Source organism: Streptomyces sp. NPDC029169 (genome assembly GCF_055563935.1).
Window position 1 is genome coordinate 1 of sequence record NZ_JBVHXA010000010.1, and the last position, 25975, is coordinate 25975.

Annotated in this window: 20 protein-coding genes and 1 pseudogene; 11 read left to right on the top strand and 10 right to left on the bottom strand. The window is 72.4% G+C overall.

The window, feature by feature from the left end; translation table 11 throughout:
* Positions 1–1365: MFS transporter (locus ACZ4VI_RS19785; RefSeq protein ID WP_468000770.1), on the bottom strand; the 1365-nt coding region annotated here is incomplete at its 3' end.
* Positions 1366–1487: 122 nt separating this feature from the next.
* Here ACZ4VI_RS19785 and ACZ4VI_RS19790 point away from each other — a divergent pair.
* The 5 genes from ACZ4VI_RS19790 to ACZ4VI_RS19810 all read left to right on the top strand — a co-directional run bounded on the left by ACZ4VI_RS19790 (position 1488) and on the right by ACZ4VI_RS19810 (position 6899).
* On the top strand, positions 1488–2405 hold the full coding sequence (locus ACZ4VI_RS19790; RefSeq protein WP_468000772.1) for a LysR family transcriptional regulator: 918 nt from the start codon (positions 1488–1490) through the stop codon (positions 2403–2405).
* Positions 2406–2495: 90 nt separating this feature from the next.
* The gene (locus ACZ4VI_RS19795) at positions 2496–3482 is read left to right on the top strand and encodes a hypothetical protein (RefSeq protein ID WP_468000774.1); all 987 of its coding nucleotides are present in this window, start codon (positions 2496–2498) and stop codon (positions 3480–3482) included.
* A complete protein-coding gene (locus ACZ4VI_RS19800) occupies positions 3479–4723 on the top strand; it encodes a sensor histidine kinase (RefSeq protein WP_468000776.1) in 1245 nt (414 codons plus the stop codon). Before ACZ4VI_RS19795 ends, ACZ4VI_RS19800 begins: the two co-directional genes overlap by 4 nt.
* On the top strand, positions 4720–5385 hold the full coding sequence (locus tag ACZ4VI_RS19805; protein ID WP_468000778.1) for a response regulator transcription factor: 666 nt from the start codon (positions 4720–4722) through the stop codon (positions 5383–5385). The genes ACZ4VI_RS19800 and ACZ4VI_RS19805 overlap by 4 nt, the downstream gene beginning before the upstream one ends.
* 65 nt (positions 5386–5450) lie before the next feature.
* A complete protein-coding gene (locus ACZ4VI_RS19810; RefSeq protein WP_468000779.1) occupies positions 5451–6899 on the top strand; it encodes a peptidoglycan D,D-transpeptidase FtsI family protein in 1449 nt (482 codons plus the stop codon).
* A gap of 5 nt (positions 6900–6904) precedes the next feature.
* Here ACZ4VI_RS19810 and ACZ4VI_RS19815 read toward each other — a convergent pair whose 3' ends face one another.
* A complete protein-coding gene (locus tag ACZ4VI_RS19815) occupies positions 6905–7447 on the bottom strand; it encodes a GNAT family N-acetyltransferase (protein ID WP_468000782.1) in 543 nt (180 codons plus the stop codon).
* A gap of 69 nt (positions 7448–7516) precedes the next feature.
* On the opposite strand from ACZ4VI_RS19815, the gene ACZ4VI_RS19820 reads away from it, so the two are divergent.
* A complete protein-coding gene (locus tag ACZ4VI_RS19820) occupies positions 7517–7909 on the top strand; it encodes a hypothetical protein (RefSeq protein ID WP_468001150.1) in 393 nt (130 codons plus the stop codon).
* A 73-nt stretch (positions 7910–7982) separates the two neighbouring features.
* On the opposite strand, the gene ACZ4VI_RS19825 is transcribed toward ACZ4VI_RS19820, so the two are convergent.
* Entirely contained in the window at positions 7983–9401 is a 1419-nt protein-coding gene (locus ACZ4VI_RS19825) for an NCS2 family permease (RefSeq protein ID WP_468000784.1), read from the bottom strand.
* Positions 9402–9491: 90 nt separating this feature from the next.
* On the bottom strand, positions 9492–11480 hold the full coding sequence (locus ACZ4VI_RS19830; protein WP_468000786.1) for a zinc ribbon domain-containing protein: 1989 nt from the start codon (positions 11478–11480) through the stop codon (positions 9492–9494).
* A 323-nt stretch (positions 11481–11803) separates the two neighbouring features.
* On the opposite strand from ACZ4VI_RS19830, the gene ACZ4VI_RS19835 reads away from it, so the two are divergent.
* Positions 11804–12292, top strand: a complete 489-nt coding sequence (locus ACZ4VI_RS19835) for a DUF5959 family protein (protein WP_468000788.1) — start codon at positions 11804–11806, stop codon at positions 12290–12292.
* Here the strand turns inward: ACZ4VI_RS19835 and ACZ4VI_RS19840 are convergent.
* Positions 12284–13095: pseudogene (locus tag ACZ4VI_RS19840) on the bottom strand (IS5 family transposase). The gene ACZ4VI_RS19835 and the pseudogene ACZ4VI_RS19840 overlap by 9 nt on opposite strands.
* A gap of 61 nt (positions 13096–13156) precedes the next feature.
* Between ACZ4VI_RS19840 and ACZ4VI_RS19845 the strand changes: the two are divergent.
* Positions 13157–14350: an MFS transporter gene (locus ACZ4VI_RS19845; RefSeq protein ID WP_468000789.1), complete on the top strand. Its 1194-nt coding sequence runs from the start codon at positions 13157–13159 to the stop codon at positions 14348–14350.
* A gap of 559 nt (positions 14351–14909) precedes the next feature.
* On the opposite strand, the gene ACZ4VI_RS19850 is transcribed toward ACZ4VI_RS19845, so the two are convergent.
* Positions 14910–16040, bottom strand: a complete 1131-nt coding sequence (locus ACZ4VI_RS19850; RefSeq protein ID WP_468000791.1) for a hypothetical protein — start codon at positions 16038–16040, stop codon at positions 14910–14912.
* On the bottom strand, positions 16037–16966 hold the full coding sequence (locus ACZ4VI_RS19855; protein WP_468000793.1) for a 5-dehydro-4-deoxyglucarate dehydratase: 930 nt from the start codon (positions 16964–16966) through the stop codon (positions 16037–16039). The genes ACZ4VI_RS19850 and ACZ4VI_RS19855 overlap by 4 nt, the downstream gene beginning before the upstream one ends.
* Positions 16967–17158: 192 nt before the next feature.
* Here ACZ4VI_RS19855 and ACZ4VI_RS19860 point away from each other — a divergent pair, with 192 nt between their 5' ends.
* Positions 17159–17968, top strand: a complete 810-nt coding sequence (locus tag ACZ4VI_RS19860; RefSeq protein WP_468000795.1) for an NAD-dependent epimerase/dehydratase family protein — start codon at positions 17159–17161, stop codon at positions 17966–17968.
* 166 nt (positions 17969–18134) lie between these two features.
* Here the strand turns inward: ACZ4VI_RS19860 and ACZ4VI_RS19865 are convergent, their stop codons facing one another.
* Entirely contained in the window at positions 18135–19073 is a 939-nt protein-coding gene (locus ACZ4VI_RS19865) for an AraC family transcriptional regulator (RefSeq protein ID WP_468000796.1), read from the bottom strand.
* 134 nt (positions 19074–19207) lie between these two features.
* Here ACZ4VI_RS19865 and ACZ4VI_RS19870 point away from each other — a divergent pair, with 134 nt between their 5' ends.
* Positions 19208–20434 carry a TerD family protein gene (locus ACZ4VI_RS19870; protein ID WP_468000798.1) on the top strand — a complete coding sequence of 409 codons (1227 nt, stop codon included), beginning with the start codon at positions 19208–19210 and terminating at the stop codon, positions 20432–20434.
* A 60-nt stretch (positions 20435–20494) separates the two neighbouring features.
* On the opposite strand, the gene ACZ4VI_RS19875 is transcribed toward ACZ4VI_RS19870, so the two are convergent.
* Both ACZ4VI_RS19875 and ACZ4VI_RS19880 read right to left on the bottom strand, forming a co-directional pair.
* Positions 20495–21877 carry an alkaline phosphatase PhoX gene (locus ACZ4VI_RS19875; protein ID WP_468000800.1) on the bottom strand — a complete coding sequence of 461 codons (1383 nt, stop codon included), beginning with the start codon at positions 21875–21877 and terminating at the stop codon, positions 20495–20497.
* Between the two features lie 568 nt (positions 21878–22445).
* Positions 22446–23894, bottom strand: coding sequence for a hypothetical protein (locus ACZ4VI_RS19880; protein ID WP_468000802.1), 1449 nt, complete (start codon positions 23892–23894; stop codon positions 22446–22448).
* 211 nt (positions 23895–24105) lie between these two features.
* Here ACZ4VI_RS19880 and ACZ4VI_RS19885 point away from each other — a divergent pair, with 211 nt between their 5' ends.
* Positions 24106–25953 (top strand): endonuclease/exonuclease/phosphatase family protein, encoded by a 1848-nt coding sequence (locus ACZ4VI_RS19885; protein WP_468000804.1) that lies wholly within the window; start codon positions 24106–24108, stop codon positions 25951–25953.
* Positions 25954–25975 lie beyond the last annotated feature (22 nt).

Below are 25975 nucleotides of genomic sequence, written 5' to 3' on the forward strand. Positions count from 1 at the left end.
TCTCCACCCCCCCCCCCCCACCCCGGCCCCCCCCCCCCCCCCCCCTTCCCCCTCCCCCCCCCCCCCCCCCCCCCCCCCCCCCCCCCCCCCCCCCCCCCCCCCCCCCCCCCCCCCCCCCCCCCCCCCCCCCCCCCGCGACCGTTCCCGTGGCAGGAGGAACGGGGTGGCCAGGAGCAGTACCCCGGCGATGCCGATCGCGATGCGCGCGCCGGTGGCGGCGGCCAGAACTCCCCACAGCGCGGTCAGCACGGCGATCGCGCCCGTGCCGGTCACTTTCCAGGCCACCAGGACCCGCCCGACCCGCTCGGCAGGCACCCGTTGGAGTCGTTCGGTCGCGAACAGCGGGTTGAACACACCCATGCACGTGATCAGGACCAGTTCGACGGCGACGACCAGGACCACGCCCGCGTACCCGGGCATGACGAAGAACAGCCCGACGGGCCACAGCGCCCGCAGTGCCCCGGAGGCGGTCAGGACGCGGCGGCGCCCGTAGCGGGCTGCCAGGCGCGGGGCGATCCGGGCGCCGGCGAATCCGCCGACGCAGGGCAGGCCGAACGCGAGCCCGTACTGCCACGCCGCCCAGTCCAGGTCGTCGAGGAGCAGGACGGCAAGGAGCGGTTCGGTGGCCATGATCAGCGCGTTGACGGCCACGGTGTTCCGGAACAGCGGGCGCAGCAGCCGGTCCTCGTGGATGAACCTCCACCCCTCGACCAGGTCCCCGGCCCGGAGCTTCCCGGCCCTGACCCGCTCGGTCGCCGCCTCCCGCTGCCGGATCGCACCGATCCCGAGCGCGGACAGCAGGAACCCGACGGCGTTGGCGATCACGGTGACCGCGGGTCCCAGCAGGCTGATCGCCGCCCCGCCCAGGGTGGGGCCGACCGCCGTGGCGGTCCAGGTGGTCGCCTCGAAACGGCCGTGGGCGACCAGCAGGCGGTCCGGGCGCACGAGTTGCCTGAGGCAGGCGCCGCCGGCGGCGGTGAAGGCGATGTTCGCCGCCGTACTGATCACGGAGACGGCCAGCAGCTGCGTGTAGGTCAGCAGACCGACGAACCACGCGGCCGGGATCGTCAGCAGGGCACCGAACCGCACCACGTCGGCGCCGATCATGACCGGCCTCTTCCGCCGGCCCTCGACCCACGGACCGAGCGGCAGCGCGAGAAGCGCACCGGCCGCCGGGCCGGCGGCCGCGAGCGCCGAGACCGCGGCCGGGCCGGCATGCAGCACCTGGATCGCGATCAGGGGGAAGGCACCGAACCCCAACCAGGTACCGACGGTGGAGGCGGCGAACGCCGCCCACAGCCATCCGAACGAGCGCCCGAGCTCCTGCCGTGCCATGTCCCGCCGCGCCATTTCCCGCCGCGCCATGAAGAACCCTCCACAACCTGTCGTCGACGGCGAGGATTCGACCAGGCGGACCTGCCCGTGATCCAACAACCACGGCATCGGTGAGCCACAACCACTGGTTGTACGGACGTAGGGTTCGCGGCGTGGACATCGAAGCCGTGCGCACGTTCGTCGCCGTCGCCGAGAACGGGCAGTTCCAGGAAGCCGCCGTGGAGCTGCGCGTCACCCAGCAGGCCGTCTCCAAGCGCGTGGCGAGCCTGGAACGCGGACTCGGGGTGACCTTGTTCGCGCGCACCGCCCGCGGTGCCCGACTCACCCTGGACGGACAGGCGTTCCTGCCGCACGCCCGCGAGGTCCTGCGGGCCGTGGAGCGCGCGGCCGCCTCGGTACGTCCCGGTGAACGGGTGCTGCGCGTGGACGTGCTCCAGCGGCGCATCGCCCCGGGCCTGGCGGTGCGCGACTTCTACCGGTCACACCCGGGCACGGACCTGGACGTGGTCACGCTCGGGAACGCGAACGCCACCAGGGCGATCGAGGCCGTCCTTGCGGGCGAGATCGACGCCACCTTCCGCGCGGTGCCCCAAGGCGGCCTGCCCGAGGGGATCAGCGCCGACCGAGTCCTGGACGACCCGCTGCACCTGGTCGTCGGTCCGCGCCACCCGCTCGCCTCCGCCCGGTCCTTGTCCCCGGCGGACCTGACCGGTCACCGGATCTGGATCCCGGGCATCAAACAGGGCACCGAATGGGCCGCCTACTACGACGAGCTCACGGAGGCCTTCGACCTCCGCATCGACGCGGTCGGCCCCGACTTCGGGCCCGAAGCGCTGATGGACGCGATCGCCGACTCCGCCGCCCTGGCCACACTCGTCGGATCGCGGGACAGCTACGTGTGGCCGACGGCCCATGATCTGCGGCGGATCCCGATCGCGGGGCCGACACCGGTCTACCCGCACTCGTTCCTCTACCGGACGGCCGACCCGCACCCGGTCCTCGCGGCGCTGCGCAGGCATCTCGTCCGGGCACGGCCGACGCCCCCCGCCGACGCCTGGACACCCGGCTGAGCGGGAGGAGGGTCGTCTCCCCCGCGCGGCGGAGGCGGTTCGTCGGTGGGCAGGAGGTGACGGGAGGGGTGCGCGCGGGAGCGTGGGGCCATGACACAGACCGCTTCCCTCCCCGCCGCGGCCCCCACGGGCCGGCCGAGCGCCGCCCGCCGGGTCCTGCGCGCCCTCGCCGTCCTGGCCTGCCTCCCGTACATCTCGCTCAAGATCGCCTGGGTGGCGGGGAGCGAAATCGGCATCCCGGCCGGCAGCCCGCTCCTGGAGGACCGGGAGCTGATGGCCGCCGTCAACGGGGTGACGGTGGCGATGGACGCCGCCGTCGTGGTCCTCGCCCTGCTGCTCACCCAGGCGTGGGGGCGGCGCGTGCCGTCGTGGCTGCTCGCCTTCCCCATGTGGGTGGCGACGGGTTTGATCGCCCCGATCATGGTGGGCTTCCCGGCGCAGACCGTCGTCTCGCTCTTCACCGGCCCCGAGCCGGCCGGCAGCCACGAGCCCTTCCTCGACCAGTGGGTCTTCACCACCGTCTACGGCGGCTTCATCGTCCAGGGGCTGGCGCTCGGCACCCTCTTCGTCCTCTACGCGCGCGACCGCTGGGGCCACGTCTGGCGCGGCACGCTCGGTGACCTGCCCGCCCGCCTCTCCGGAACCGGCGTGCGCGGCACGGCCGTTGTGGCCTCTCTGCTCGCCCTCGTCCCGGCCACCCTCCACGTGCTGTGGGCGGCCGGCTCCGCGACCGGGCTTCCGGCGGCGCGGACCGGCGGGCGGGACGGGGACTTCTACGTCCTCGAAGGACTGCGGCTGCTGTTCCTCGCCGTCGCCGTGGCCTTCGTCCTGGCGCTGGTGTTCCGCTGGGGCCGGTCGCTCCCGGTGCGCACGGTGCTGGGTCTCGGCTGGGTCGGTTCGGCCGGGGTGGGCTGCTGGGGCGGGTATCTGCTGCTGGTCACCTTCATGCCGGAGACCGATCCCGCGAAGGAGGCCACGGGCCTGATGCAGCTGACCTACTCTGGAGAAATGATCACGGGGGTCCTGCTGGCCGGCTGCCTGGCCGTCTTCCTGCGGCGTCGGAGCGCGAGCGCGTGAGACGGCCGTTCGCGCCGATCCTGGGCCGCCGGGCCAGGCTGCGGTGGGTGCATCTGATCCTGGGCGGCGCCCTGTTCATGCCGTACTGGCTGGTCGGCACGGTCGTCATGGGCTGGTTCCTGGGCGGGGAGTCGATGTTCGGGGGCAGTCTCTCCGTGCAGTTCGGGGCGTACGCGGTCGGTCTGCCGCTCGCCGCGCTCACCTCGCTCTTCCCGCTGACCCGGCCGATGTCGGTGGCGGCGGCTCGGGCGCTGTGCGGGATCGCGGGTGACGACCGGCTCGCGGACGGGCCGGCGCGGGGACGGAGCGCCAAAGCGCGTACGGCGGCCTGGTTCACGCTCCATCTGGGGATCGGCGCGCTGGTCAGCGGGGCGACGCTGGCGCTGCCGCCGTTCGCGGTGACGGTGATGGTGCTGCCGTTCTTCCGGTCGCTCCAGGAGTCGGAGCTCACGGCGTTCTGGGGCCTGGACCGGCCGGAGCTGCGGTGGGCGGGGGTGCCGGCCGGGGTGCTGATGCTGCTCGCGCTCGCCGTCGTCGCGGCGGGCACGGGAGCGTTCCTCGCCCGGCAGGCGCCGCGGCTGCTCGGGCCGAGCCCGGCCGACCGGCTCGCGGCGGCCGAGCGGCGCGCCGCCGAGCTGGCCGTGCGCAACCGGCTCGCGCGCGAGCTGCACGACTCGGTCGGTCACGCGCTGAGCGCGGTGACGCTCCAGGCGAGCGCGGCGCGCCGGGTCCTCGACGCCGATGTGGAGTTCGTACGGGAGGCACTGGCCGCGATCGAGGAGACGACCCGGCGCACGGTCGGCGAACTGGACACGGTCCTGGGCCTGTTGCGCGAGGGCGAGGACGACGGGGAACTGCCCGGGCCCCGGCTCGACGCTCTCGACGCGCTGGTGAGGGGCGCGGGGCGGCACGTGGAGCTGACGGTGACGGGGGCGCTCGACCGGGTGCCGGACGCGGTGTCGAGGGAGGCGTACCGGATCGTCCAGGAGGGCCTGACGAACGCGGCGCGGTACGCGGGCGGGGAGCGCGTGACGGCGCGAGTCGCCCTGGACGACGACGAGTTGGAGATCACGATGGAGAACCCCCTACCCGCCCGCGCGGCGGCGACCCGCCCCGACGGCGGCCGCGGCCTCCACGGCATAGCCGAACGCGCCCGCCTCCTCGGCGGCACATCGAAGGCGGGGCCGGTGGGGGACACCTGGCGCCTCACGGTGCGCCTGCCGCTGGGGGATGGACAGTGACCAGGATCGTGCTTGCCGACGACGAGCGGATGGTGCGGACGGCCCTGCGGGTCATCCTGGACGCGGAGCCGGACCTGGAGGTCGTGGGTGAGGCATCGACGGGGGCCGAGGCGGTGTCGGTGGTGCGTGAGGCGCGGCCCGACGTGGTCCTGATGGACGTGCGGATGCCGGAGATCGACGGGATCCGGGCGACCGAGCAGATCCTGGCGGGGATGGCGGATCCGCCGCGGATCGTCGTGGTGACGACCTTCGAGAACGACGCGTACGTCTACGACGCTCTACGGGTCGGGGCGGCCGGCTTCCTGCTCAAGCGGGCCGGCGCGGAGGAGCTCGTGGACGCGGTCCGGCTGGTCGCCCGCAGCGACTCGCTGCTCTATCCGGCGGCGGTACGGGGCCTGGCCGCCGAACACGCCCGCCGCCGGCCCCCGGCGGCGCCACCCTGGGTGGCCCGGCTGACCGAGCGGGAGGCGGAGGTGCTGCGCCTGGTGGCGACCGGCCTGACGAACGCGGAGATCGCCGAGCGCATGGGCGTCGGCCCGGCGACGGTGAAGACCCACGTGGCGGCGGTCCTGGCCAAGACGGGCGCGCGGGACCGTACGCAAGCGGTGATCCTGGCGTACGAGTCGGGGTTCGTCGCCACCAGGCGCGGCACCTCCGCATGAACGTTTCCTGAGAAAGGGGACACATCAGGAACCCGCCGCCGGGACCCGTTCGTCCCGCATATGGGATGAACAAGACGATCAGGCGCGCCTCCGCCTTCTCGCTGCTCCTGGTACTCGCCCTGCTGGGCCGGGCCACCTGGGTGCAGGCGTACGAAGGCAAGGCCCTCGCGGACGACAAGAACAACCGGCGGAAGGTCATGGCGCAGTACGCGCAGCCGCTCGGGAACATCATCGTGGCCGGTTCGCCGGTCACGGGCTCGAAGAAGACGGAGGGTGGCGATCTCGCGTACAAGCGCGGCTACACCGACGGCGAGCTCTACGCGGCCGTCACCGGGTACAGCTCACAGGCGTACGGCGCCACCCAGCTGGAGGGCATCTACTCCGACGTCCTGGACGGCACCGACACCCGGCTGAAGAACCCGCTCGACGCCCTCACCGGCAAGCAGCAGGAGCCCGGTGACGTCCTCACGACGATCGACCCGGCCGTCCAGAAGGCCGCGTACCGGGCGCTCGGCGACAAGAAGGGCGCGGCCGTCGCCATCGACCCGAAGACCGGCCGGATCCTGGGGATGGTGTCCACTCCTTCGTACGACCCCTCCGCGATCGCCGGTCTGACCGACGGCAGCACCTGGCGGGAGCTGACCGAGGACAAGGACAAGCCGCTGGTCAACCGTGCCCTGCGGCAGCCGCTACCGCCCGGCTCGACCTTCAAGCTGGTCGTCGCGGCGGCCGCGCTCGAGGACGGGCTGTACGGCTCCGTGGACACGGCGACCGAGAGCCCGAACCCGTACAAGCTGCCCGGTTCCACGCGCTATCTGGAGAACGAGAACCCCTCCGCGCCCTGCGAGAACGCCACGATCCGCACCGCGCTCCAGTACTCCTGCAACAACGTCTTCGCGAAGATCGCGGTCGACCTGGGCCAGGACAAGGTGAAGGCGATGGCGGAGAAGTTCGGCTTCAACGACAAGGAGCGGGACGTCCCGGTCCGCGCCTACCCGAGTGTGTATCCGTCCGACATGGACAAGGCGCAGACCGCGCTGACCGGTATCGGCCAGTTCGATGTGACGGCGACCCCGCTCCAGATGGCCATGGTGTCCGCGGCGATCGCCAACGACGGACTCATGGCGGCGCCGCACATGGTCTCGCAGGTCGTCGACTCCGACGGCGACACCCTCGAATCCTTCGAGGACGGCGACACGAAGCGGATCGTCTCCTCCTCGACGGCGGAGCAGCTGCGCAGCGCGATGGTGACCGTGGTCGACAAGGGCACGGGCACGAACGCGGCGATCTCCGGCGCCGAGGTGGGCGGCAAGACCGGCACCGCCCAGCACGGCGAGAACAACAGCAAGACGCCGTACGCCTGGTTCACGTCCTACGCGAAGGACGCGGACAGCGGCAAGGAGGTCGCGGTCGCCGTGCTGATCGAGGACTCGGGCGCGGCGCGCTCGGAGGTCAGCGGCAACGGTCTCGCGGCCCCGGTGGCCCAGAAGATGATGAAGGCGGCGCTGAAGTGAGCTAGCTACCGGTCCAGGGGCCTGGCCATGAAGAGCGCGGTCTCGCCCTCGGACTCGGTGCCGGTGTAGAGGGTGGTGTCCAGGCCGCAGAGCCGGAACCCCATGCGCCGGTAAGCCCGTACCGCCGGGACGTTGACGCTGGTGACCTCCAGCCAGGCGGTGCGGGCGCCGCGCTCGCGGCCGTGGGCCAGGGCGCGGCGCATCAGCTCGCCGCCGATGCCCCGGCCGCGGTGGGCGGGGGCGACGGTGATCTGGTGGACGACGAGTCGCCGGTTCCACTCCTCGACGCCGACGGCGATGAACCCGCAGAGGGTACCGTCGGCGTCGACGGCCACGATCTCGTGCAGGTCCGCTTCCCCATCTTCCGCGTCTTCCGCTTCTCCGGGGAAGACCTTGACCAGGGGCGGGTCGACGGGGACGAGCCGCAGCCCGAATCCGACGTCCCCGGCGGCGACTTCGTAGACGTAGTCCGTGGTGAACGAGTCGTCGAGCGCGGCGATGGCCGACTGGTCGGCGGGCCCCGCGACACGGTATGCAAGGTCACTCATGAACCGAGCATAGTTTCGACCCCGCGGAGGACCGCCGTGCGACTGCCCCGTTCCCTGTCCGGCTGGACCATGGCCGTCTTCGGGCTGCTCGCCGCCGCGTTGGGGGTGGTGGGACTGGTGACGCCCGACGCCGTGCTCACCGTCATGGGCTTCGAGCCCATACCCGAAGCCAGCCGCGCGGACGGGGACCACACCCTCGTCTTCCTCGCCGCGTCCTCGATGGCCGCGCTCAATATGGGCGTCTACTACATCCTGGCCGCGCTCGCGGACTGGAAGCCGTTCTTCCGCTGGACGGTCCCGTTCCGGCTCCTCACCTGTGCCGTCTTCACCCTCGCCGTCGCCTCCGGCCGGGCACCGACGGGATTCCTCGGCGTGGGCCTGTGGGAGGGTCTGGGCGCGGCGGCGACGGGGGCCGCCCTGCGATACGAGAACCGGGCCGCCCGGAGGAATGCCACGGCATGAGCCCGCGCCCTTCCGACGGCGAGCTGTGCGACGCCGCGCGCCGCACAGCTCGCCATCTCCAGTGCTAGCAGCGCTACTTGACGCCGAGCAGCTGCTCGATCGGGTCGATCGCGAAGTAGACCGCGAAGAGCGCCGCCGCCGCCCACAGCAGCCCGTGCACCTCGCGCGCCTTGCCGAGGACGGCCTTGATGACGACGTAGGCGAGGAAGCCCGCGCCGATGCCGTTGGTGATCGAGTACGTGAACGGCATGACGGCGATCGTCAGGAAGGCCGGGATGGCGATCTCGTACCTCGTCCAGTCGATGTGCCGCACCTGCGCCATCAGTAGGAAGCCCACGGCGACCAGGGCGGGTGCGGCGGCCTGGGCGGGGACGACGGTGGCCAGCGGGGTGAGGAAGAGGGCCAGGGCGAACAGGCCGCCGGTGACGACCGAGGCGAAGCCGGTGCGGGCGCCCTCGCCGACGCCGGCCGCCGACTCGATGTAGGAGGTGTTCGAGGAGGCGGAGGCCGCGCCGCCCGCGACGGCGGCGGCGCCGTCGATGAGCAGGACCCGGCCGAGGTGCGGGACCTTGCCGTTCTCGTCGAGGAGCCCGGCCTCGCTGGAGACGCCGACGACGGTGCCCATGGTGTCGAAGAAGTCGCTGAGCAGCAGCGTGAAGACGAGCAGGACGAGGGTGACGAGCCCGATCTGCTCGAAGGCGCCGAAGAGGCTGAAGGAGCCGACGAGACCGAAGTCGGGCGCGGCGACGATGTCCTCGGGCACGGCGGGGACGGTCAGGCCCCAGGCGGCTGCCGGGATGTCGGCGATCTTGTCGATGACGATCGCGACAACGGTCATCGCGACGATGGAGAGGAGGATCGCCCCCTTCACCTTGCGCGCCATGAGCGCGACGGTGAGCAGGACGCCGAGACAGAAGACGAGGACGGGCCAACCCGAGAGGTGGCCGCCCGCGCCGAGCTGGACGGGCACGGAGCCGGTCTCGCCGGGGATGCGGGTCACGAAGCCGGCGTCGACAAAGCCGATGAAGGCGATGAACAGGCCGATACCGACGCTGATGGCCTGCTTGAGAGCCTGCGGGATGGCGTGCATCACGGCCTCGCGCAGCCCGGTGACCACGAGGGCGCAGATCAGGAGGCCTTCGAGGACGACGAGCCCCATCGCGTCCGGCCAGCTCATGAGGGGTGCGAGCTGGAAGGCGACGACGGCGTTCAGGCCGAGTCCGGCGGCGACGGCGAGCGGGAGGTTGCCGCCGACGCCCATGACGACGGTCATGACGGCCGCCACCAGGGCGGTGACAGTGGCCAGTTGGGCGCCGCTGAGCGTGTGGCCGAACTTGTCCTCTGCGCTGCCCAGGATGATCGGGTTGAGCACGAGAATGTAGGCCATCGTGAAGAACGTGGCGAAGCCGCCGCGTATCTCCCGGCCGATCGTCGACCCTCTCGCGCTGATCGCGAAGTAACGGTCGACGGGGTTGGTTCTGGTGTCGAACATGGCTCTCCTCGGGACGGCTGGCTGGATTGTGCCCAGTGGTGAGCGCGTTCAGATGTCGTCGGTGTTACGGACTAAGACTTGATCCGCAATTCACCAGAGGGTGAGCTGGGGACTGCACGCGGGGTGGGGTCCGGGCTTTCTGGCGTGGTCGCGCACGGGGTGCGGCTCATCCGGGGTCGCTCGGTCCCGCCGTCCGGCGGTTCGGTGAGCAGAGGCACCACGTTGCCGTGGTACTGCCACGCGACCAGCACCCCGAGGGGTGTTCTGGCACGGTGTGGTTGACTCACGCAGGGCCTCTTCCAGCCCTTCTCCGTACATGATCTGTGCGTGCCGCGACCGTGCGGAGTCCAGGGTCGCGGTCTTGGGGTCGTCCGGGTCGGCCAGGTCCACGAAGGCGGCCAGGGCGGCGGAGACGAGATCCCGCTTGCCGACGAGCCCGCACGCGATGCACTTGTGCTCCCGGTCCCGCAGGGTCTTCTTCACGCGCTCGCCGCACAGGCAGTGCTGGGACAGGGCGGTGGACCAGGTGGAGGCCCGGACCAGTCGGCCGCCCGCGGCCCGGCATTCGGTCTCCAGGGCGGAGATGAGCATGCCGGGCGTGGTCTGCGAGAGACGCCTGCCCCACAGTCGGTACCAGGTGCGGATGTCACAGTCCTCGACCGTGAGGTTCGGGCCGTGGGCGGCGATGATCTCCCGCGCCACGGTCCGGGCGCGATGGCGCCGGTACTCGGCAGCGGAGGCGGCGGCTTCGGCCTGCCGGGCGCGCAGCTCCCGGTAGCTGCCGGACAGCCGGTCACGCCGGAACGCCTGCTTCGGAACCCCATCTGTGCGGGCGGTACGAGCGCCGCCAGGTACCGTGACCGTCTTCTCCGGAAGGCCCTTCGCGGCCCGGCGTTCCGCCCTGCGGGCCTGTCGCTTGGACATGCCGTACTGGGCGGTGTTGGTGGCGCGGCGGGAGCGCTCAAGGGCTCGTGCACGGCCCCGGCGCTTCTTCGCGGTCTTCTGCAGCCGCGCCCGCTCGGTGTCCGTGAGGACGATCTCGGAGGACTCCGGCTTGCCGTCTGCGGCGTCCAGGGAGGCGGGGAAGGAGGCGACGGAGAGGTTGGATACGTTGCCGTCCACCCCTCCGATCCGGTCCACCCCCGCCGCCTGGTCGCGCATGGCGCGTACGGCCGGGGAGGCGTAGCCGGGGCCGAGGACCATCAGGTGTGCCTCGTACGTCCAGCCGCCCAGCGCGGATGCCTTGCGGCGGCGCACGAGGTCCACCTTGTGCCAGCGGGCATCGGCCTCAAGGAAGTGCCGGACGCGCTCCTCCTGGCCCGGACCCTGCGGGATGCGCACGGGGAGCACGAGGTCACCACGCATACCGTCCGGGCCGCCCGCGAACACCACGGCGAGCGGGCCGATGTGGTCCCACCAATTGGCCTTCCGTGTCCCCTTGCCGGTGGAGACCTTCCCGTCCGGCCTGCTCGGCTTGGGCATCCGGTGCGGCTGCAGCAGGGTGTGCCGGCCGCCGTCGGTGTAGGCCATGACATGGCCGTGGAAGGTGCCGACCAGGCGGAAGGTCTCCCACTTGCGGTCGGTGGTGTGGGAGCGGGCACGGCCGGGGATGCGGGTGAAGTCGTGCCGGCGGCCCGTCTTCGGGCGGCCGAAGCGGTGGCCGGTGGCGTCCGGGAACAGGTGCCGCGAGACGCCGTTCCACACCTCGTCAGCCATGTGCATCGCCAGGGCCTTGGACACGTGGTGCTTGAGATGCCCGGCGTCCTCAAGGTGCCGGTACGCGCAGCGCTCCAGGGCTTCACGGGACAGGCCGAGGCGCTGCCGTACGGCCTTCGGCCCGCGCTCGTCGCGCTCGTGCCTGGCAGCCCAGTAGGCATCGACCTTGGCACGGGCATCGCGCTGGACGGCCCGCTTGATCGACCACATCGCGCCGAACAGGTTCTCCAGCCGGGCACGGTCGGCGGGGTCGGTGACGGCCAGCGGAAGCACCATCACGGACACGATCCCGTCGTCGGGCTTGGTCCACTTCGGGGCCTTGTTCTCCCCCCGGAACTTCCTCTGCGTCTGGGCAGCCCGCACAACCCTCACCCCCCTTCACCACGACCCCGGTTACACACCCCCAACCTAGAGAGCGCTCCGCACACACAGGCGAACTACGCACACATTCACCAATACTCGCGACATCTCGTGCATGTGTACGAGATGCAGGTGGCGGCACCACTCAAGGTCACCGTCCAGCACGTCTACAGCCTCAACAGCAGTCGCGACGGCTTCCCCACCCTCGTCTACGTCGGTGCTGGTCGCCCGCGTCGCCGCCCTCCTGCCCTCGGAGCGCGGGCGCGGGCGGCCCTGGGCGCTCCTGCTGGACAACCGCGTCCTGTTAGAACTCCTAACAAAATGAGATGAAGGATGGCCTCAGGTCGGGCGAGGATCGCTCAGTACTCGCCGACGAAAGGGCAGCTATGGGCGACGGTCCCCCGAGGGAGCTCATCTCGCTCGCTGATGACGAGGGCAACAGCGTCTCGGTCAACGTTCTGGGACGTAGTCCCAGGTGGTCCGCCGGGCTCGACGCGGAGATCGTCGTCAAGACGCCCTTCGTGTCCGGTCGTATCGACCTGGCGCTGTACGTTGCGAGGTTGGAGAGCTGGGCCGACGCACTGCACCGGCTTGACGCCGGCGAAGACGTGGCCTGGATGGAGATGAGCAGCGGGCCATCCATCTTCATCCAACTCACGGGCGAGCGCGACTGCCCGGAGGTGGTCGTGGAGGACGAGTCCGGGTCCATGGTCACCGTACGAGTCCCGCTCGTCCCGCCGGACGACTGGATTGCCGACCACCGCCAACGTCTGCGTCAGGTGATGGATCACTGGGTCCCGATGCTGTCAGGGTAGGGAAACAAGTCGCCGCCAGCAGATGAGGGCGCATGCGGGGGTCAGGAAGACTTCGTGGATGTCGTCGCGGATCTCCCAGCGGATCCGCAGGCGGCGGAACCAGTGCAGATGGGTGAATGAACGCTCCACGACCCAGCGTTGGGTGCCCAACCGGAGCCGTGCTCGGTACCGCGTCGAGCGATCACCGGCTTCACGCCGAGGTCCCAGACGAGTCGGCGGTACTTGTCGTGGTCGTAGCCGCGGTCACCGAGCACGATGTCCGGGCGACGTCGGGGCCGGCCACGCTTGCCCCGCACCGGCGGAACGGCTTTGAGCAGCGGAATGAGCTGGGTGACGTCGTTGCGAATTGCCCGGTCAGGGTAACGGCGAGCGGGGATGCCGGTGGCGTCGGTGATCAGGTGATGCTTACTGCCCGCCCTGCCCCGGTCAACAGGACTTCGTCCCGTCTTGGGGCCACCTTTAACGCCCGAATGTGGGAGCCGTCGACGGCCGCCCGGGAGAAGTCCAGGGCGTTCGCGGCGTGGAGCCGGGCGGGGAGAACTTCGTGGAGCCGGAGCCACACCCCGGCCTGGGTCCACTCGGCCAGGCGCCGCCAGCAAGTCATGCCGGAGCCGAAGCCGAGCTCCTGCGGCAGGTGTTCCCACACGAACCCGTGTGCAGCACGACAGGATGCCCTGGAACACCAGCCGGTCCGCATGCCGCTTGCGTCCCGGATGCCGGGTCCGACGCTCGACCCTGGACAACAGCGGCTCGATCACCGCCCACAAACCGTCATCGACCTCCCACGGCTTCGGCCGAGCCACCCCACACCCTTAGGGCAACTGCCCGATCCGCGCGGGCCGCCTCAGACGCCACGCTGCGCCCATGAGAGGAACAGCGGGTCTCTATCTGACCGGGGTGCTGGTGTCGGGCTTCGGTTCGACCGCGATGTGGCTGGCGTCGGGGATCTGGGTCAAGTCCCTGACCGGCTCGGACAGTCTGGCGGCCCTGACCGTGTTCGCGCTGTGGGCCCCGGCGCTCGTCGGGCCGCTGCTCGGGACGGTCGCCGACCGGGTGCGGCGGCGGCCGCTGATGGTGTGGTCGAACGTGGCGATGGCGGCGCTGCTGCCGGCGCTGCTCTGGGTCGACACGGCGGACCGCGTGTGGCTGCTGTTCGCGGTGCTCGTGCTGTACGGGGTCCAGGGCACCGTCCACGAGGCGGCGGAGGTCGCGCTGGCGGCGAGCGCGCTCGACAAGCGGCTGCTCGCGGACTTCAACGGGCTGCGGATGACGGTGAACGAGGGCGTGAAGCTGGTCGCCCCGCTGGTCGCGGCCGGTCTCTTCGCGCGGTACGGCGGAGGGCCCGTGGCGCTGCTCGACGCGGCGACGTTCGCGCTGGCCGCCGGGGTGTTCGCGCTGATGCGGGTACGGGAGGAGAGGCCGGCGCGCCCGGCCGTGGCGCACTGGCTGCGCGACGCGTCGAAGGGCCTGCGCACCATCCGGTCCTCGCCGGTGCTGCGCCCGCTGGTGCTGACGGGCTCGTTCACGATGCTGCTCGCCGGGGTCAACGGGGCGGCGGTCTACTCCGTGGTGGACCGAGGGCTCGGCCACTCCCCCGCGTACGCCGGGGTGTTGTACGCGGTGCAGGGCGCGGGCTCGCTCGTCGCGGGCCTGGCGGCGGGGCCGCTGCTGCGCCGGGTGCCGGGGTGGGCGGTGGCCGCCGCCGGACTGGCCGTCTTCGCCGTGGCGGTGGGCGCCCGCGCCGTCCCGCACGACGGCGTGGCGCTTGCGGCAAGCGCCCTGATCGGGGTGGGCCTGCCGCTCGTCCTGGTCGCCGCGATGACGGCGGTCCAACGGGAGGCCCCGCCGGACGCCGTCGGCCGCACGGCCGCGACAGCGCACACCCTCCTCTTCGTCCCGAACGCGATCGCCCTGGCGGCGGGCGCGGGCCTGGTCGCCTTCGTCGACATCCGGGTGCTGCTCCCGCTCCTGACGACGGCGGGACTGGCCGGGGCGGTCACCCTGGCGACCCGAAGGGCGGCCGGTGCGACCGAGGCGAGGGTCGGGGCCAGCGCCTGAGGCGCGGGGCGGGGCGGGCGCCTGAGCCGCAGGCCGGGACGCACACTGCGCCGCGCGCCGGGACGGGCACCTGACGCGCAGGTCAGGGCCGACGCCCGAGGGCGGGGCGGGCGGGCACCTGAAGCACGGGGCGGAGCGGACGCCTGAGCCGTGGCCGGGGGATACGACGCCCTGAGGCGGGGGTCGGGACGAACGCCGAGCCGCAGGCCGGGACGGACGTCTGAGGCACGGGTCGAGGCGGCGCCCGAGGCGCGGGCCGGGACGGACGCCTGAGGCTCGGGTCGAGGCGGCGCCCGAGGCACGGGTCGGGACGGACCCCTGAGCCGCAGGCCCGGACGGACGCCCGAGGCGCGGGTCGAGGCCGGCGCCCGAGGCGCGGGCCGGGACGGACACCGAGGCGCAGGCCCGGACGGACACCGCGGCGCGGGCCAGGGCCGACGCCCGAGACACGGAGCGGGGCAGGCACCCTAGGCGCCCGCCCCCGGCGGGCCCGGCCGCACCCGGGCCCGCCCCCACACCCCGGGCCCGCCCGCACAGCACGGCCCGGGTGGTCGGCGCCTCAGGACAGCGTGCGCAGGGCGTCCGCCACCTGTGCCAGGTCGGCGTCGGAGGCCAGGCCCGCGTGGTAGAGGTGGAGTTCGGTGGCGCCGTCCGCCGCCGCGCGCTTCGCGTCCTCGGCGAGCGTGGCGGGGGAGCCGCCCATGCCGGTCACGATGCCGAGGTTGGCCGCGAGGACGGTGTCCGGGCGGGCCGCGCGGGCGAAGGGGGCCACGGAGGCGGCCGGGGTGACGACGCCGTCCGCGACCGCGAACACGTGGGCCGGGTCAGTGCCGACGTTGGCGCCGCAGCGGTACGGAACCGGGTCCGCGTGCAGCAGGACGCGGAAGCCGGGCGGGGCGGCCGCCCGGACCGCGGCCACGGCGGCCTCCTGGAGCGCGCGGGCGGTCCGCGTGCGCCAGGCGAGGACCGGCTCCTCGAAGGCGTGGAGCCCGCGCACCGGGCCCCCCGCCCACACCGGCTCCAGCGCGCCCCGCACGGCCGCCGCCAGCGCGTCGGGGTCGACGCCCTCCTCCCCGTACCCCTCCTTACAGGAGGGGCAGAAGCAGAGGGACATCAGGTACTGCTCGCGGTCCCCGAGCGGGACCCCCGCTGTCTTGTCGTGGGCGTGGAGGTGGGCGAGGCCGTACCAGCCGCAGGACTCCAGCTCGGTGCCGGCCGCCCCGGGCCGTACCGCCGCCTCGGCCGCCAGGTCCACGAGGTACGCGCGGACGTCCGGCCGGCCGATGCACGGCGCCCACGGGTAGTGGTCGCCGTAGGCGTTGACGACCGAGGTCTGCGGATGTTCCGCGCCGAGACGGGAGTTGTGGGCGAGGACGACCCAGCTGTGCACCTCCAGGCCCGCCTCCGCGAGCGCGTCCGCCGCCTCGCCGTACGCGTCGCCGGACGCCCACTCCCCCGCCTCGTACGGCCGCAGCGCGCGCCCCGACCAGCGGGCGCCGTCCGGCGGGTAGAGCACGGCGGCGTGTTCGGCGGTGACGATCCGGTGCCCGGGGTGCCGGGGCGTCAGGGCCCGTGTGGAGTGGTACGCGGAGGCGAGCGTCACCTGCGCGAGGCCGAGGTCCGCGAGCCGGCCGGGCGCCGCCGGGTCGCCGACGACGTCCCAGGGGTAGACGAAGGTCCCGGCCCTCACGCGTCGCCCCCGAGCAGCGCCCGTCCGCGCTCGATGATCGTGGCGAGCTCCTTCAGGTGCTCGGGCGCGGGCTCGCTGAGCGGCGGCCGTACCTCCCCGACGTCCAGGCCCCCCATCCGTACCGCCGCCTTGACGAGGGAGACCGCGTAGCCGCGTCCCTTCGCGCGCAGTTCGACGAGGGGGCGGTAGAAGCCGTCGATGAGCCGGTTCACGGTCGCGTCGTCGCCCGAGGCGAGGGCGGTGTGGAAGGCGAGGGCGATGTCGGGGGCGAAGCAGAAGACGGCGGAGGAGTAGAGGGTGACGCCGATGCCCCGGTAGGCGAGTCCGGTGAGTTCGGCGGTCGGCAGCCCGTTGAAGTACAGCAGGTCGAGGCCCTCGGCCCGCACGGCGCTGACGATCCGCTGCATCAGGTCGAGGTCGCCGAGGCCGTCCTTGAGGCCGATGACGCCGTCGACGCGGGCGAGGGCGACGGCGGTCTCGGGGGTGAGGACGGCGTTGTCGCGCTGGTAGACGATGACGTCGAGCGAGGTGGCGGCGGCGAGTTCGGTGTAGTGACGCAGCAGCCCCGCTTGGTCGGCGACGACGAGGTACGGGGGCATGGCGAGGAGCCCGTCGGCGCCGGCCTCCTCGGCGAGCCGCGCGTACCGGACGGCGAGCGCCGTGCCGTAGCCGGCGCCGGCGACGACGGGGACCCGGCCGGCCGCCTCCTCCACGGCGGCGGCGACGCAGGCGCGGAACTCCTCGGGGGTCAGGGCGTGGAACTCGCCCGTGCCGCAGCAGGCGAAGACCGCGGCGGCGCCCGCCTCGATGCCGCCGCGCACATGGGCGCGGAAGAGGTCGAGGTCGACGGTGCCGTCCGGGGCGAAGGCGGTGACGGGGAAGAACAGCAGGCCGTCGAGCCGGTCGGCGAGCGGGGCTGTGGTCACGGGCGCTCCAGGGAAAGTCCGTCGTGCACGGTTCTGACTATCGTCCATATTCATGAACATCTTCACGCTAGAGCAGCCCAGAAGCGCCGGTCAAGGCGCAAACACCTCTCCACGTGCACTCTTGACGCTCGATCAGCCTGCTCCCTACCGTGTCCACGTTTGTGAATACGATCCACGGACGGAGACTCCTCCATGCCCACACCCCGTACCGTCCTGCTCACCGGCGCCGCCGGTGGCGTCGGCACGCTGATGCGCGAGCTGCTTCCCGCGTACGGATACGAGCTCCGGCTGCTCGACGTGGCGCCCGTCGACGGCGCGCCGGACGCGATCGTCGCCGACCTCGCCGACCGCGAGGCGCTGCGCGAGGCCGTCCGGGGAGTCGACGCGGTCATCCACCTCGCCGGGATCTCGCTGGAGGCCGACTTCGACAAGATCGTGGCCGCCAACATCACCGGCCTGCACCACCTCTACGAGGCGGCCCGCGAGGAGGGGGTGGACCGGATCGTCTTCGCCTCCAGCAACCACGCCGTCGGCTTCACACCGCGGCCACGCGGGGACGACCCTGTGATCCCCGTCGACACTCCGCACCGCCCGGACACCTTCTACGGCCTGTCGAAGTGCTTCGGCGAGGACCTGGCCCAGTTCTACTGGGACAAGCACGGCCTGGAGACCGTCTCGGTGCGGATCGGCTCCTGCTTCCCCGCGCCGACCTCGGTGCGCATGCTGTCGATGTGGCTGAGCCCGGCCGACTGCGCCCGGCTGCTGCACGCGGCGCTCACCGCCGAGGGCGTGGGACACACCGTCGTGTACGGATCCTCCGCCAACACCCGGCTGTGGTGGGACCTTTCCACGGCGCGGGCGCTCGGCTACGAGCCGCAGGACGACTCGGAGCCGTACGCGGAACGGATCATCGCCGAGCACGGGCTGCCGAAGGAGGACGATCCGGCGGAAGCGAACCTGGGCGGCCACTTCTGCACGGAGCCGCCGCGCTGGCCGCACTGATCGTCGGCGTACACAGACCCGGCCGGACTTATGCGGGGGCGCCGGCCGGGCCCATCGTCACGGCATGCGGTGACACACGCGACGGAGTGAACGTTACGGCGGTGGTGCGCCGCCCCGCGATCCGCTCAGCGCGGCGACTGTCCGCCGAACGCGGCGGATCCGGCCGTCACCTCCCCGAGCGCAGGGTCGCGGACGGCGTCTCCCCGAACCGCGTCCGGTACTGCGCCGCGAACCTTCCCAGATGCGTGAAGCCCCAGCGCCAGGCCACCTCGGACACGCTCAGCTCGCCGGGTCCCGCGCCCCGCAGCTCCTCGTGGACCCGTTTGAGCCTGACCTCGCGGACGTACGCCATCGGTGACATACCCACGTGCTCCCGGAACGACTCCTGGAGCCTGCGCACCCCGACCCGGGCGAGGGCGGCCAGCTCGGTCGTGGTGAACGGGTGCTCGGGACGGTCCCGTACGGCGTCCATCGCGCGCTTGACGGGCGCGGGCCGCAGCGGCTCGCCAGGGTGGGCGAGCTCGTCGCGCCAGGGGTGCTCGGCCGCGAGCAGCAGCCCGTTGAGCAACGCCTCCTGGAGAGGCGCTGCGACCAGCGCGTGGTGGGCCAGGCTGTCCCCGGCGAGCGCCTCGCGCGCCACCTGCCGGGCGAACCGCACCCAGCTCAGACCGGGGCCGCGGGTGATGTCCAGGTACGGAGCGAAGGCGAGGGGCCCGCGCGGCGGGCGCCCGATGAGCCGCTCCAGACGCTCGTGCAGCGCGGCCGCGTCGATCTTGACCGAGAGGACGCGGCAGTCCCCGCTCCAGCGGTCCAGGACGGTGTCCCCCGCCGGGTCGAGCAGCACCGCCTCGGTGGCCGTCGCGACCACCGGGGCACCGCCGCCCTGGCGCAACTCCATCGTGCCGCCGAGCGGGGCGTTGACGTGGAAGGCCCCGAGCTCGCCGAAACGCATCCGGACGTCCGCCCCGCAGGACAGGTCGCCGATGACCAGCGACCCCAGGTCGACGGTGTCGAACCTGGCGGCGAAGGGACGTTTCCGCCGCTCGATGACGTCCATGAAATTGGCGTAGTACCGCGCGTCGATCTCCTGGCGCGCCTCGTCCACGTCCCGCGTTCTGAAAGAGCTCCCACCCACGAGCCGAAGAATACGATCATCGGGCGAACCACCCCCGTCACCGGAGTGGCCGAAGGTGGCGAAGGTAAGGGAACGGCAAAGCTCCCTCGCTCGTTACCCCTGGCATGACCGCTATGACCCCCGGCTCGAACATCCCGCTCTCCGCCGCGCGCGTGGCGGTGGACGTCGCCGCTCCGGTACGGCTCGACGTCTCGGGCCTCCTGCTCAGCGCCAACGGCAAGGTGCGCTCGGACGACGACTTCATCTTCTACAACCAGCCGACCGGCCCCGGCGTGACCTACCGCTCCGGCGGCGGCACGGCCCCGGACGCGATCGTCGTGGACACCGGCGCGGTGCCGCCGGGCATCGAGAAGATCGTCGTCACCGCGAGCCCCGACGCCGCGGGCCAGACCTTCCAGGGCATCGAGCCCACGGCGACGATCCGCAACGCGGACGACGGCAGTGTCCTCGCCACCTTCACCCCTCCCCAGCTGGGTACGGAAACGGCCCTGGTGGTCGTGGAGATCTATCTCCGCAACGGCGCCTGGAAGGCGCGGGCCGTGGGCCAGGGGTACGCCAACGGGCTGGCGGGCATCGCCACCGACTTCGGCGTCTCGGTGGACGAGGAGCCGGCGGCCGCGCCCCAGGCTCCCCCGACCCCGGCCCCGGTCGCGGCCCCGGTCGCGCCGCCGGCGCCCGCCGCCGTGGACCCGCGGATCGCGGCCCCGACGCCTCCGCCGCCGGCCGCTCCCCCGGTGGCTCCTCCCGTCGGCGGCAAGATCAACCTGGACAAGGGCCGGGTCAGCCTCCAGAAGAACCAGACCGTCTCCCTGGTCAAGGGCGGCCGCCCGCTGCTGTCCCAGGTCAAGATGGGCCTCGGCTGGGAGCCCGCGTACCGCGGCAAGGACATCGACCTCGACGCCTCCGTCATCGCGTACGGCCCCCAGCGCAACCACCTGGACAGCTGCTACTTCGGCAAGCTGTCGATCCTGAACGGCGCGATCAAGCACTCCGGTGACAACCTGACCGGCGAGGGCGCGGGGGACGACGAGGTCATCGTCGTCGACCTCGGCCGCTTGCCCGCCGACGCCACGGGCCTGGTCTTCACGGTCAACTCGTTCTCCGGCCAGAAGTTCACCGAGGTCGCCAAGGCGTACTGCCGGCTGATGGACGCGGCGACCGGCGAGGAGCTGGTGCGCTTCGACCTGACGACGGCGGAGCCGCAGACCGGCGTGATGATGGCCAAGCTCATCAAGCAGTTCTCCGGCGAGTGGGAGATGACGGCGATGGGCGAGTTCGTGAAGTCGCGGACGGTCCGAGGCATGGTGAAGCCGGCGGCACAGGCGCTCTGACGGAACGACGAGAAGGGCCCGCCATGACCGGCGGGCCCTTCCGTCGTACCGATGCCGCTGTCAGCGGCGGGGCTGGCGGCGCCACGGGCCGGTGATGGCGAGCATGATGCCCGGGTCCTGGATGCTGGCGTACAGCGTGTCGCCGTCGGGCGAGAAGACGACGCCGGCGAACTCGCTGCCGTTCAGGTCGTTGCGGGCGATGGGGTAGGTGCGGCCGCGCTCGGTGGCGCCGAAAAGGTGCTGGACGCCCTCGCCGTCCTCGGCGATGACGAGACCGCCGTAGGGGGAGACGGTGATGTTGTCGGGGCCGTCGTACGTCGTGGCGACACCGAGCAGCACCTTCAGGGTGAGGGTGCGGCGCTTGGGGTCGTAGAACCAGACCTGGCCGTCGTGCGGGGCGCCGGGGCTCTCCTCGCGGGCGTACGAGGAGACGATGTAGGCGCCGCCGTCGGCCCACCACATGCCCTCCAGCTTGCGGGCGCGGGTGACCTCGTCGGGGCCGAACTGCTCACGGACCTCGACCTCGCGGCCGTCGCGGTCGGGGACGTCCACCCAGTCGACGCCGTAGACCGTGCCGATGCGGGTGGCGCGGGAGAGGTCGTCGACGAAACGGCCGCCCGAGTCGATGCAGCGGGGCGCCTGCAGGACGCCGGCGTCGTCGGCGAGGGTACGGAGCTTGCCGCGGCCGTGCTCGAAGCCCTTCGGCGGCACCCAGCGGAAGAAGAGACCGTTGGGCGCGGAGGCGTCCTCGGTGAGGTAGGCATGACCGCGCTTGGGGTCGATCACGACGGCCTCGTGGTCGTAGCGGCCGAACGCCTTGATGGGCTTGGGGTCGAGGTTGGCCCGGCGGTCGCGCGGGTCGACCTCGAAGACGTAGCCGTGGTCCTTGGTCATGCCGTTCTCGCCGGCGAGGTCGGAGTTCTCCTCGCAGGTGAGCCACGTGCCCCAGGAGGTGCGGCCGCCGGCGCAGTTGGTGGAGGTGCCGGCGATGCCGACCCACTCGGCGACGGTGCCGTCGCGGTGCACCTCGACGACCGTGCAGCCGCCGGACGCGGCGGGGTCGTAGACGAGGCCCTCGGTGAGCGGGACGGGGTGCTTCCACTTGGAGCGGGGGCCCTTGAGCTCGTGGTTGTTCACCAGGAGCGTGGTGCCGCGGGGGCCGGCGAAGGTGGCGGTGCCGTCGTGCTTCTGCGGCGTGAACTCGCCGGACTCCAGCGTGGTGACGCCGCTGTGGGTGAGAACGCGGTACGAGAACCCGGCGGGGAGGGCGAGGACGCCGGCGGGGTCCTCGACGAGGGGCCCGTATCCGAGCGGGTGGCCGTGGTCCTCGGCGGTGGCGAGCGCCTCGGGTGCGGTGGCGAGCGCCGCGACGGCGCCGGTCAGGACGAGCCCCGCGCCGGCGGCGGTGGACTGCTTGGCGAACTCTCTGCGGTTGAGCGGCATGACGATTCGTCTCCCTGCGGTCACCCGGGTGTCGGGCCACACGTTCCCGCCCGCGCATAAACGAGAGTTGAACAGAGAACCAGCCGCCCATGAACCTGCCCGCCGGCCGCCCCACGCGCCGCGGCCGGCGGGGCCTGCCGGGGGCTCGGTCGCCGCGAGGGGACTCGGACGCCGCGAGGGGCGGCGCGAACGCCCCGACAGGGGCTCAGGCACCGCGACGGAGGCTCGGACGCCGCGAGGGGACCCGGTGGCCGAGAGGGAACTCGGACGCGGCGAGGGGACCCGGTCGTGGCGAGGGGCGGCGCGAACGCCCCGACAGGGGCTCAGGCACCGCGACAGGGCTCGGACGCCGCGAGGGGACCCGGTGACCGCGAGGGAACTCGGACGCCGCGAGGGGACCCGGTCGTGGCGAGGGGACCCGTCGTGGCGACGGGGGCGCCGACGCCACGACGGGGCTCAGGCACTTCGACGGGCTCGGACGCCGCGAGGGGGCACGGACGCCGCGACGGGGCACGGGCGCCCGCGCCCGACGGGACCGCGGACGCCCCGCCCCCCGTCGCACGCGGACCTACGCGCGCGACCTCGCCTTGAAGGCTGCCTTGCGGGCGTCCTTCGCCGCGGTCTTGTCGGGGTGGAGGCGGCCCATGGCCTCCAGGACCTCCGCCGTCGCCGGGTGGTCGACGCGCCAGGCCGCGTCGAAGAAGCCGTTGTGGCGGCCCGTCAGGCCCTCGATCAGCTCGCGGAGTTCGTCCAGGTCGCCCCGCGCGTCCAGCTGTGCGGCGATCGTGTCGATCGCCAGCCAGAAGATCATCGACTCCGGCGGCGCCGGCACGTCCGCCGCCCCGCGCTCCGCCAGCCAGACCCGGGCGAGCCCGCCCAGTTCCGGGTCGTCGAGCACCTCCCGTACCGCGGGCTCCGCCTCCGCGCCCACGAGCGAGAGCGCCTGCTGGCAGTGGAGCCGGCGCAGCGGGGAGCCGGCGTCGGCGCCGCGCGCCGCGGCGAGCAGCTCCCGTGCCGCGCTCACCGCGTCCCGCCCGTCCAGCCAGCCCACGGTCTCGGCGCGGGCCGCGGTCTCGGGGTAGGACGCGAGCCCGTCGAGCAAGGCGTCCGCGCCCTTGTCGGCCAGTTCGCCGACGGCCGGCGCGTCCACGCCCGCCTCCAGCATCCGGGCCCGTACGCCGTAGAGCCCGAGCGGTGTCAGCCGGACCATCCCGTACCGGGCGATGTCCTCGTCGTCGACCTCGTCGATCTGCGCCGCGGGCTCCTCGCCCTCCTCCGCCATCAGCGCCTCGTCGACGGGCTGGTACGCGACGAGCCCGATGGGTTCGAGCAGCCGGAACTGGTCGTCGAGGCGCATCATCGCCTCCGAGACCTGCTCCAGTACGTCGTCGGTGGGCTCGCCCATGTCGTCCGGGACGATCATCGACGCGGCGAGCGCCGGCAGCGGCACCGGCCCCTCGCCCGGGCCGCCCTCGCCGACCGTGAGCAGATACAGGTTGCCGAGCACGCCCTCCAGGAACTCGGCCTCGTCCTCCGGGTTCCAGTCGAGGAGGTCGAAGTCGATCTCGCCGTCCTCGCCGATGACGTCCGCCAGGTCGTCCAGGGCGGGCGCGGTGGCGTCGGCGAACACCACGTCCAGGCCGTCGAGCCAGATTCCGAGGACGTCGAGCGGCGTCCCGCCGGTGAGGAGTGCGAGGTTCTCGCCCACGGTGACCGTGCCCGGGGCGTCGTCGTCGTCGCCGTCCTCGACCTCCACGAGCCCGGTGTCGACCGCGAGCCGCCACGCCTCGCTCGCGTACGCCGCGCCGTCCTCGTCCGCCGCGAGCCCCAACACCTCGGCGGCGGCGGGCAGTTGCTCCTCGACGAGCTCGCCTCCCGCGCCGACCCGGGTCTCGGGGCCGGCCCAACGGGCGAGCCGGGCCGCCCGGGCAAGCAGCGGCGTGGCCAGCGCATCCCTCGCCAGCTCCGCGTCCGAGTGCAGCTGAACGGGGGGCAGGGTGGGGCGGTCCGGTGCCATCTGGGGTCTTCTCCTCGAAGGACGTGAGCCTGGGTGGCCGTACGGTCGGCGAACGGCCTTCAGCGTAGACGCATTTCCCGTACGGCCCGCCGGTTCACGGATCCGTCAGCCTTCGTACACCCGTCGACCCTTGACAAGTGCACCGCTCAGCCAAGAGATTGACGCGCGTAGATCCATCGACCGAACATCCAAGCGTTTCCGGAGCTCCTTGATGCCTTCCTCCATACCGAGATCCGCGGCCTTCGCCGCCGTCGTATCGGCCGCGCTCGCCGCCGGACTCCTCGCGGGCTCGACCGCCTCCGCGGACACCTCGGCGGAGACCACCGCCGGCGTCCGTATCCACGACATCCAGGGCACCACCCGTGTCTCGCCCCTCGTCGGCACCCAGGTCAGCGGTGTCACGGGCATCGTGACCGCGGTCCGGACATACGGCTCGCGCGGATTCTGGATCCAGGACCCGCAGGGCGACGACAATCCGGCCACCAGCGAGGGCCTGTTCGTCTTCACGAGCTCCGTTCCCACCGTCGCCGTCGGCGACGCGGTCAGCGTGAACGGCACGGTCGGCGAGTACGTCCCCGGCGGCCTGAACTCCGGCAACCAGTCGCTGACCCAGATCTCCAAGCCGACCGTCACCGTGGTCTCGAAGGGCAACCCGCTCCCGGCCCCCGTGACCATCTCGGCCTGGTCCGTCCCCGACGCGTACGCCCCCGAGGGCGACCCGGCGGCCGGCGGCTCCATCAATGGCCTGACGCTGGACCCGGAGTCGTACGCCCTGGACTACTACGAGTCCCTGGAGGGCACCAACGTCCGCGTCGGCACCTCGCGGGTGGTGGGCGCCACCGACCCGTACAGCGAGCTGTGGGTGACGGTGAAGCCCTGGGAGAACCGCAACTGGCGCGGCGGCACGGTCTACGGCTCGTACACCTCGCAGAACACCGGCCGGCTCCAGATCCAGTCGCTGACCCCGATCGCCCAGCAGCCCTTCCCCAAGGCGAACGTCGGCGACGTGCTCTCCGGCACGACCGAGGGCCCGCTGGACTTCAACCAGTTCGGCGGCTACACGCTGACGGCGCGCACCCTGGGCACGGTCGTCGACCGCGGCCTGGAGCGCGAGACCACGGACCGGCAGCACAAGAACGAGCTGGCGGTCGCGACGTACAACGTCGAGAACCTCGACCCGTCCGACCCGCAGGCGAAGTTCGACGCGCTGGCGGCGGCCGTGGTGGACAACCTGGCCTCGCCCGACATCCTGGCCCTGGAGGAGATCCAGGACAACAACGGCGCCAAGAACGACGGCACGGTCGCCGCCGACCAGACGCTGAAGAAGTTCACCGACGCCATCGCTGCGGCGGGCGGCCCGGCGTACGAGTGGCGTTCGGTCGACCCGGTGAACAACAAGGACGGCGGCGAGCCCGGCGGCAACATCCGGCAGGTCTTCCTCTTCAACCCGGAGCGGGTCTCGTTCACCGACCGCACGGGCGGCGACGCGGCCACCGCGACGGGCGTGGTGCGCGGCGAGGACGGCACTCCGGAGCTGACCTTCTCCCCCGGCCGGATCGACCCGGCGAACGCGGCCTGGGACAACAGCCGCAAGCCGCTGGCGGGCGAGTTCACCTTCCGCGGCCGTACGGTCTTCGTGATCGCCAACCACTTCGGCTCCAAGGGCGGTGACGAGTCCCTGGTCTCGCACCACCAGCCGCCGAACCGATCCTCCGAGGCGAAGCGCCTGCTCCAGGCGCAGGCCGTGAACTCCTTCGTCAAGGACGTCCTCGCGATCGAGAAGAACGCCGACGTCCTGGTCCTCGGCGACATCAACGACTTCGAGTTCTCCGGGACGACGAAGGCGCTGACGGACGGCGGGGCGCTCTACCCGGCGGTGAAGTCCCTGCCACCCAGCGAGCGCTACTCGTACGTCTTCCAGGGCAACAGCCAGGTTCTCGACCAGATCCTGACCAGCCCGGGAATCGGCCACTTCGAGTACGACAGCGTGCACATCAACGCGGAGTTCACGGACCAGAACAGCGACCACGACCCGCAGGTCCTGCGCTTCCGCCCGTAAGTGATCTCGTGACGCGCCCGCG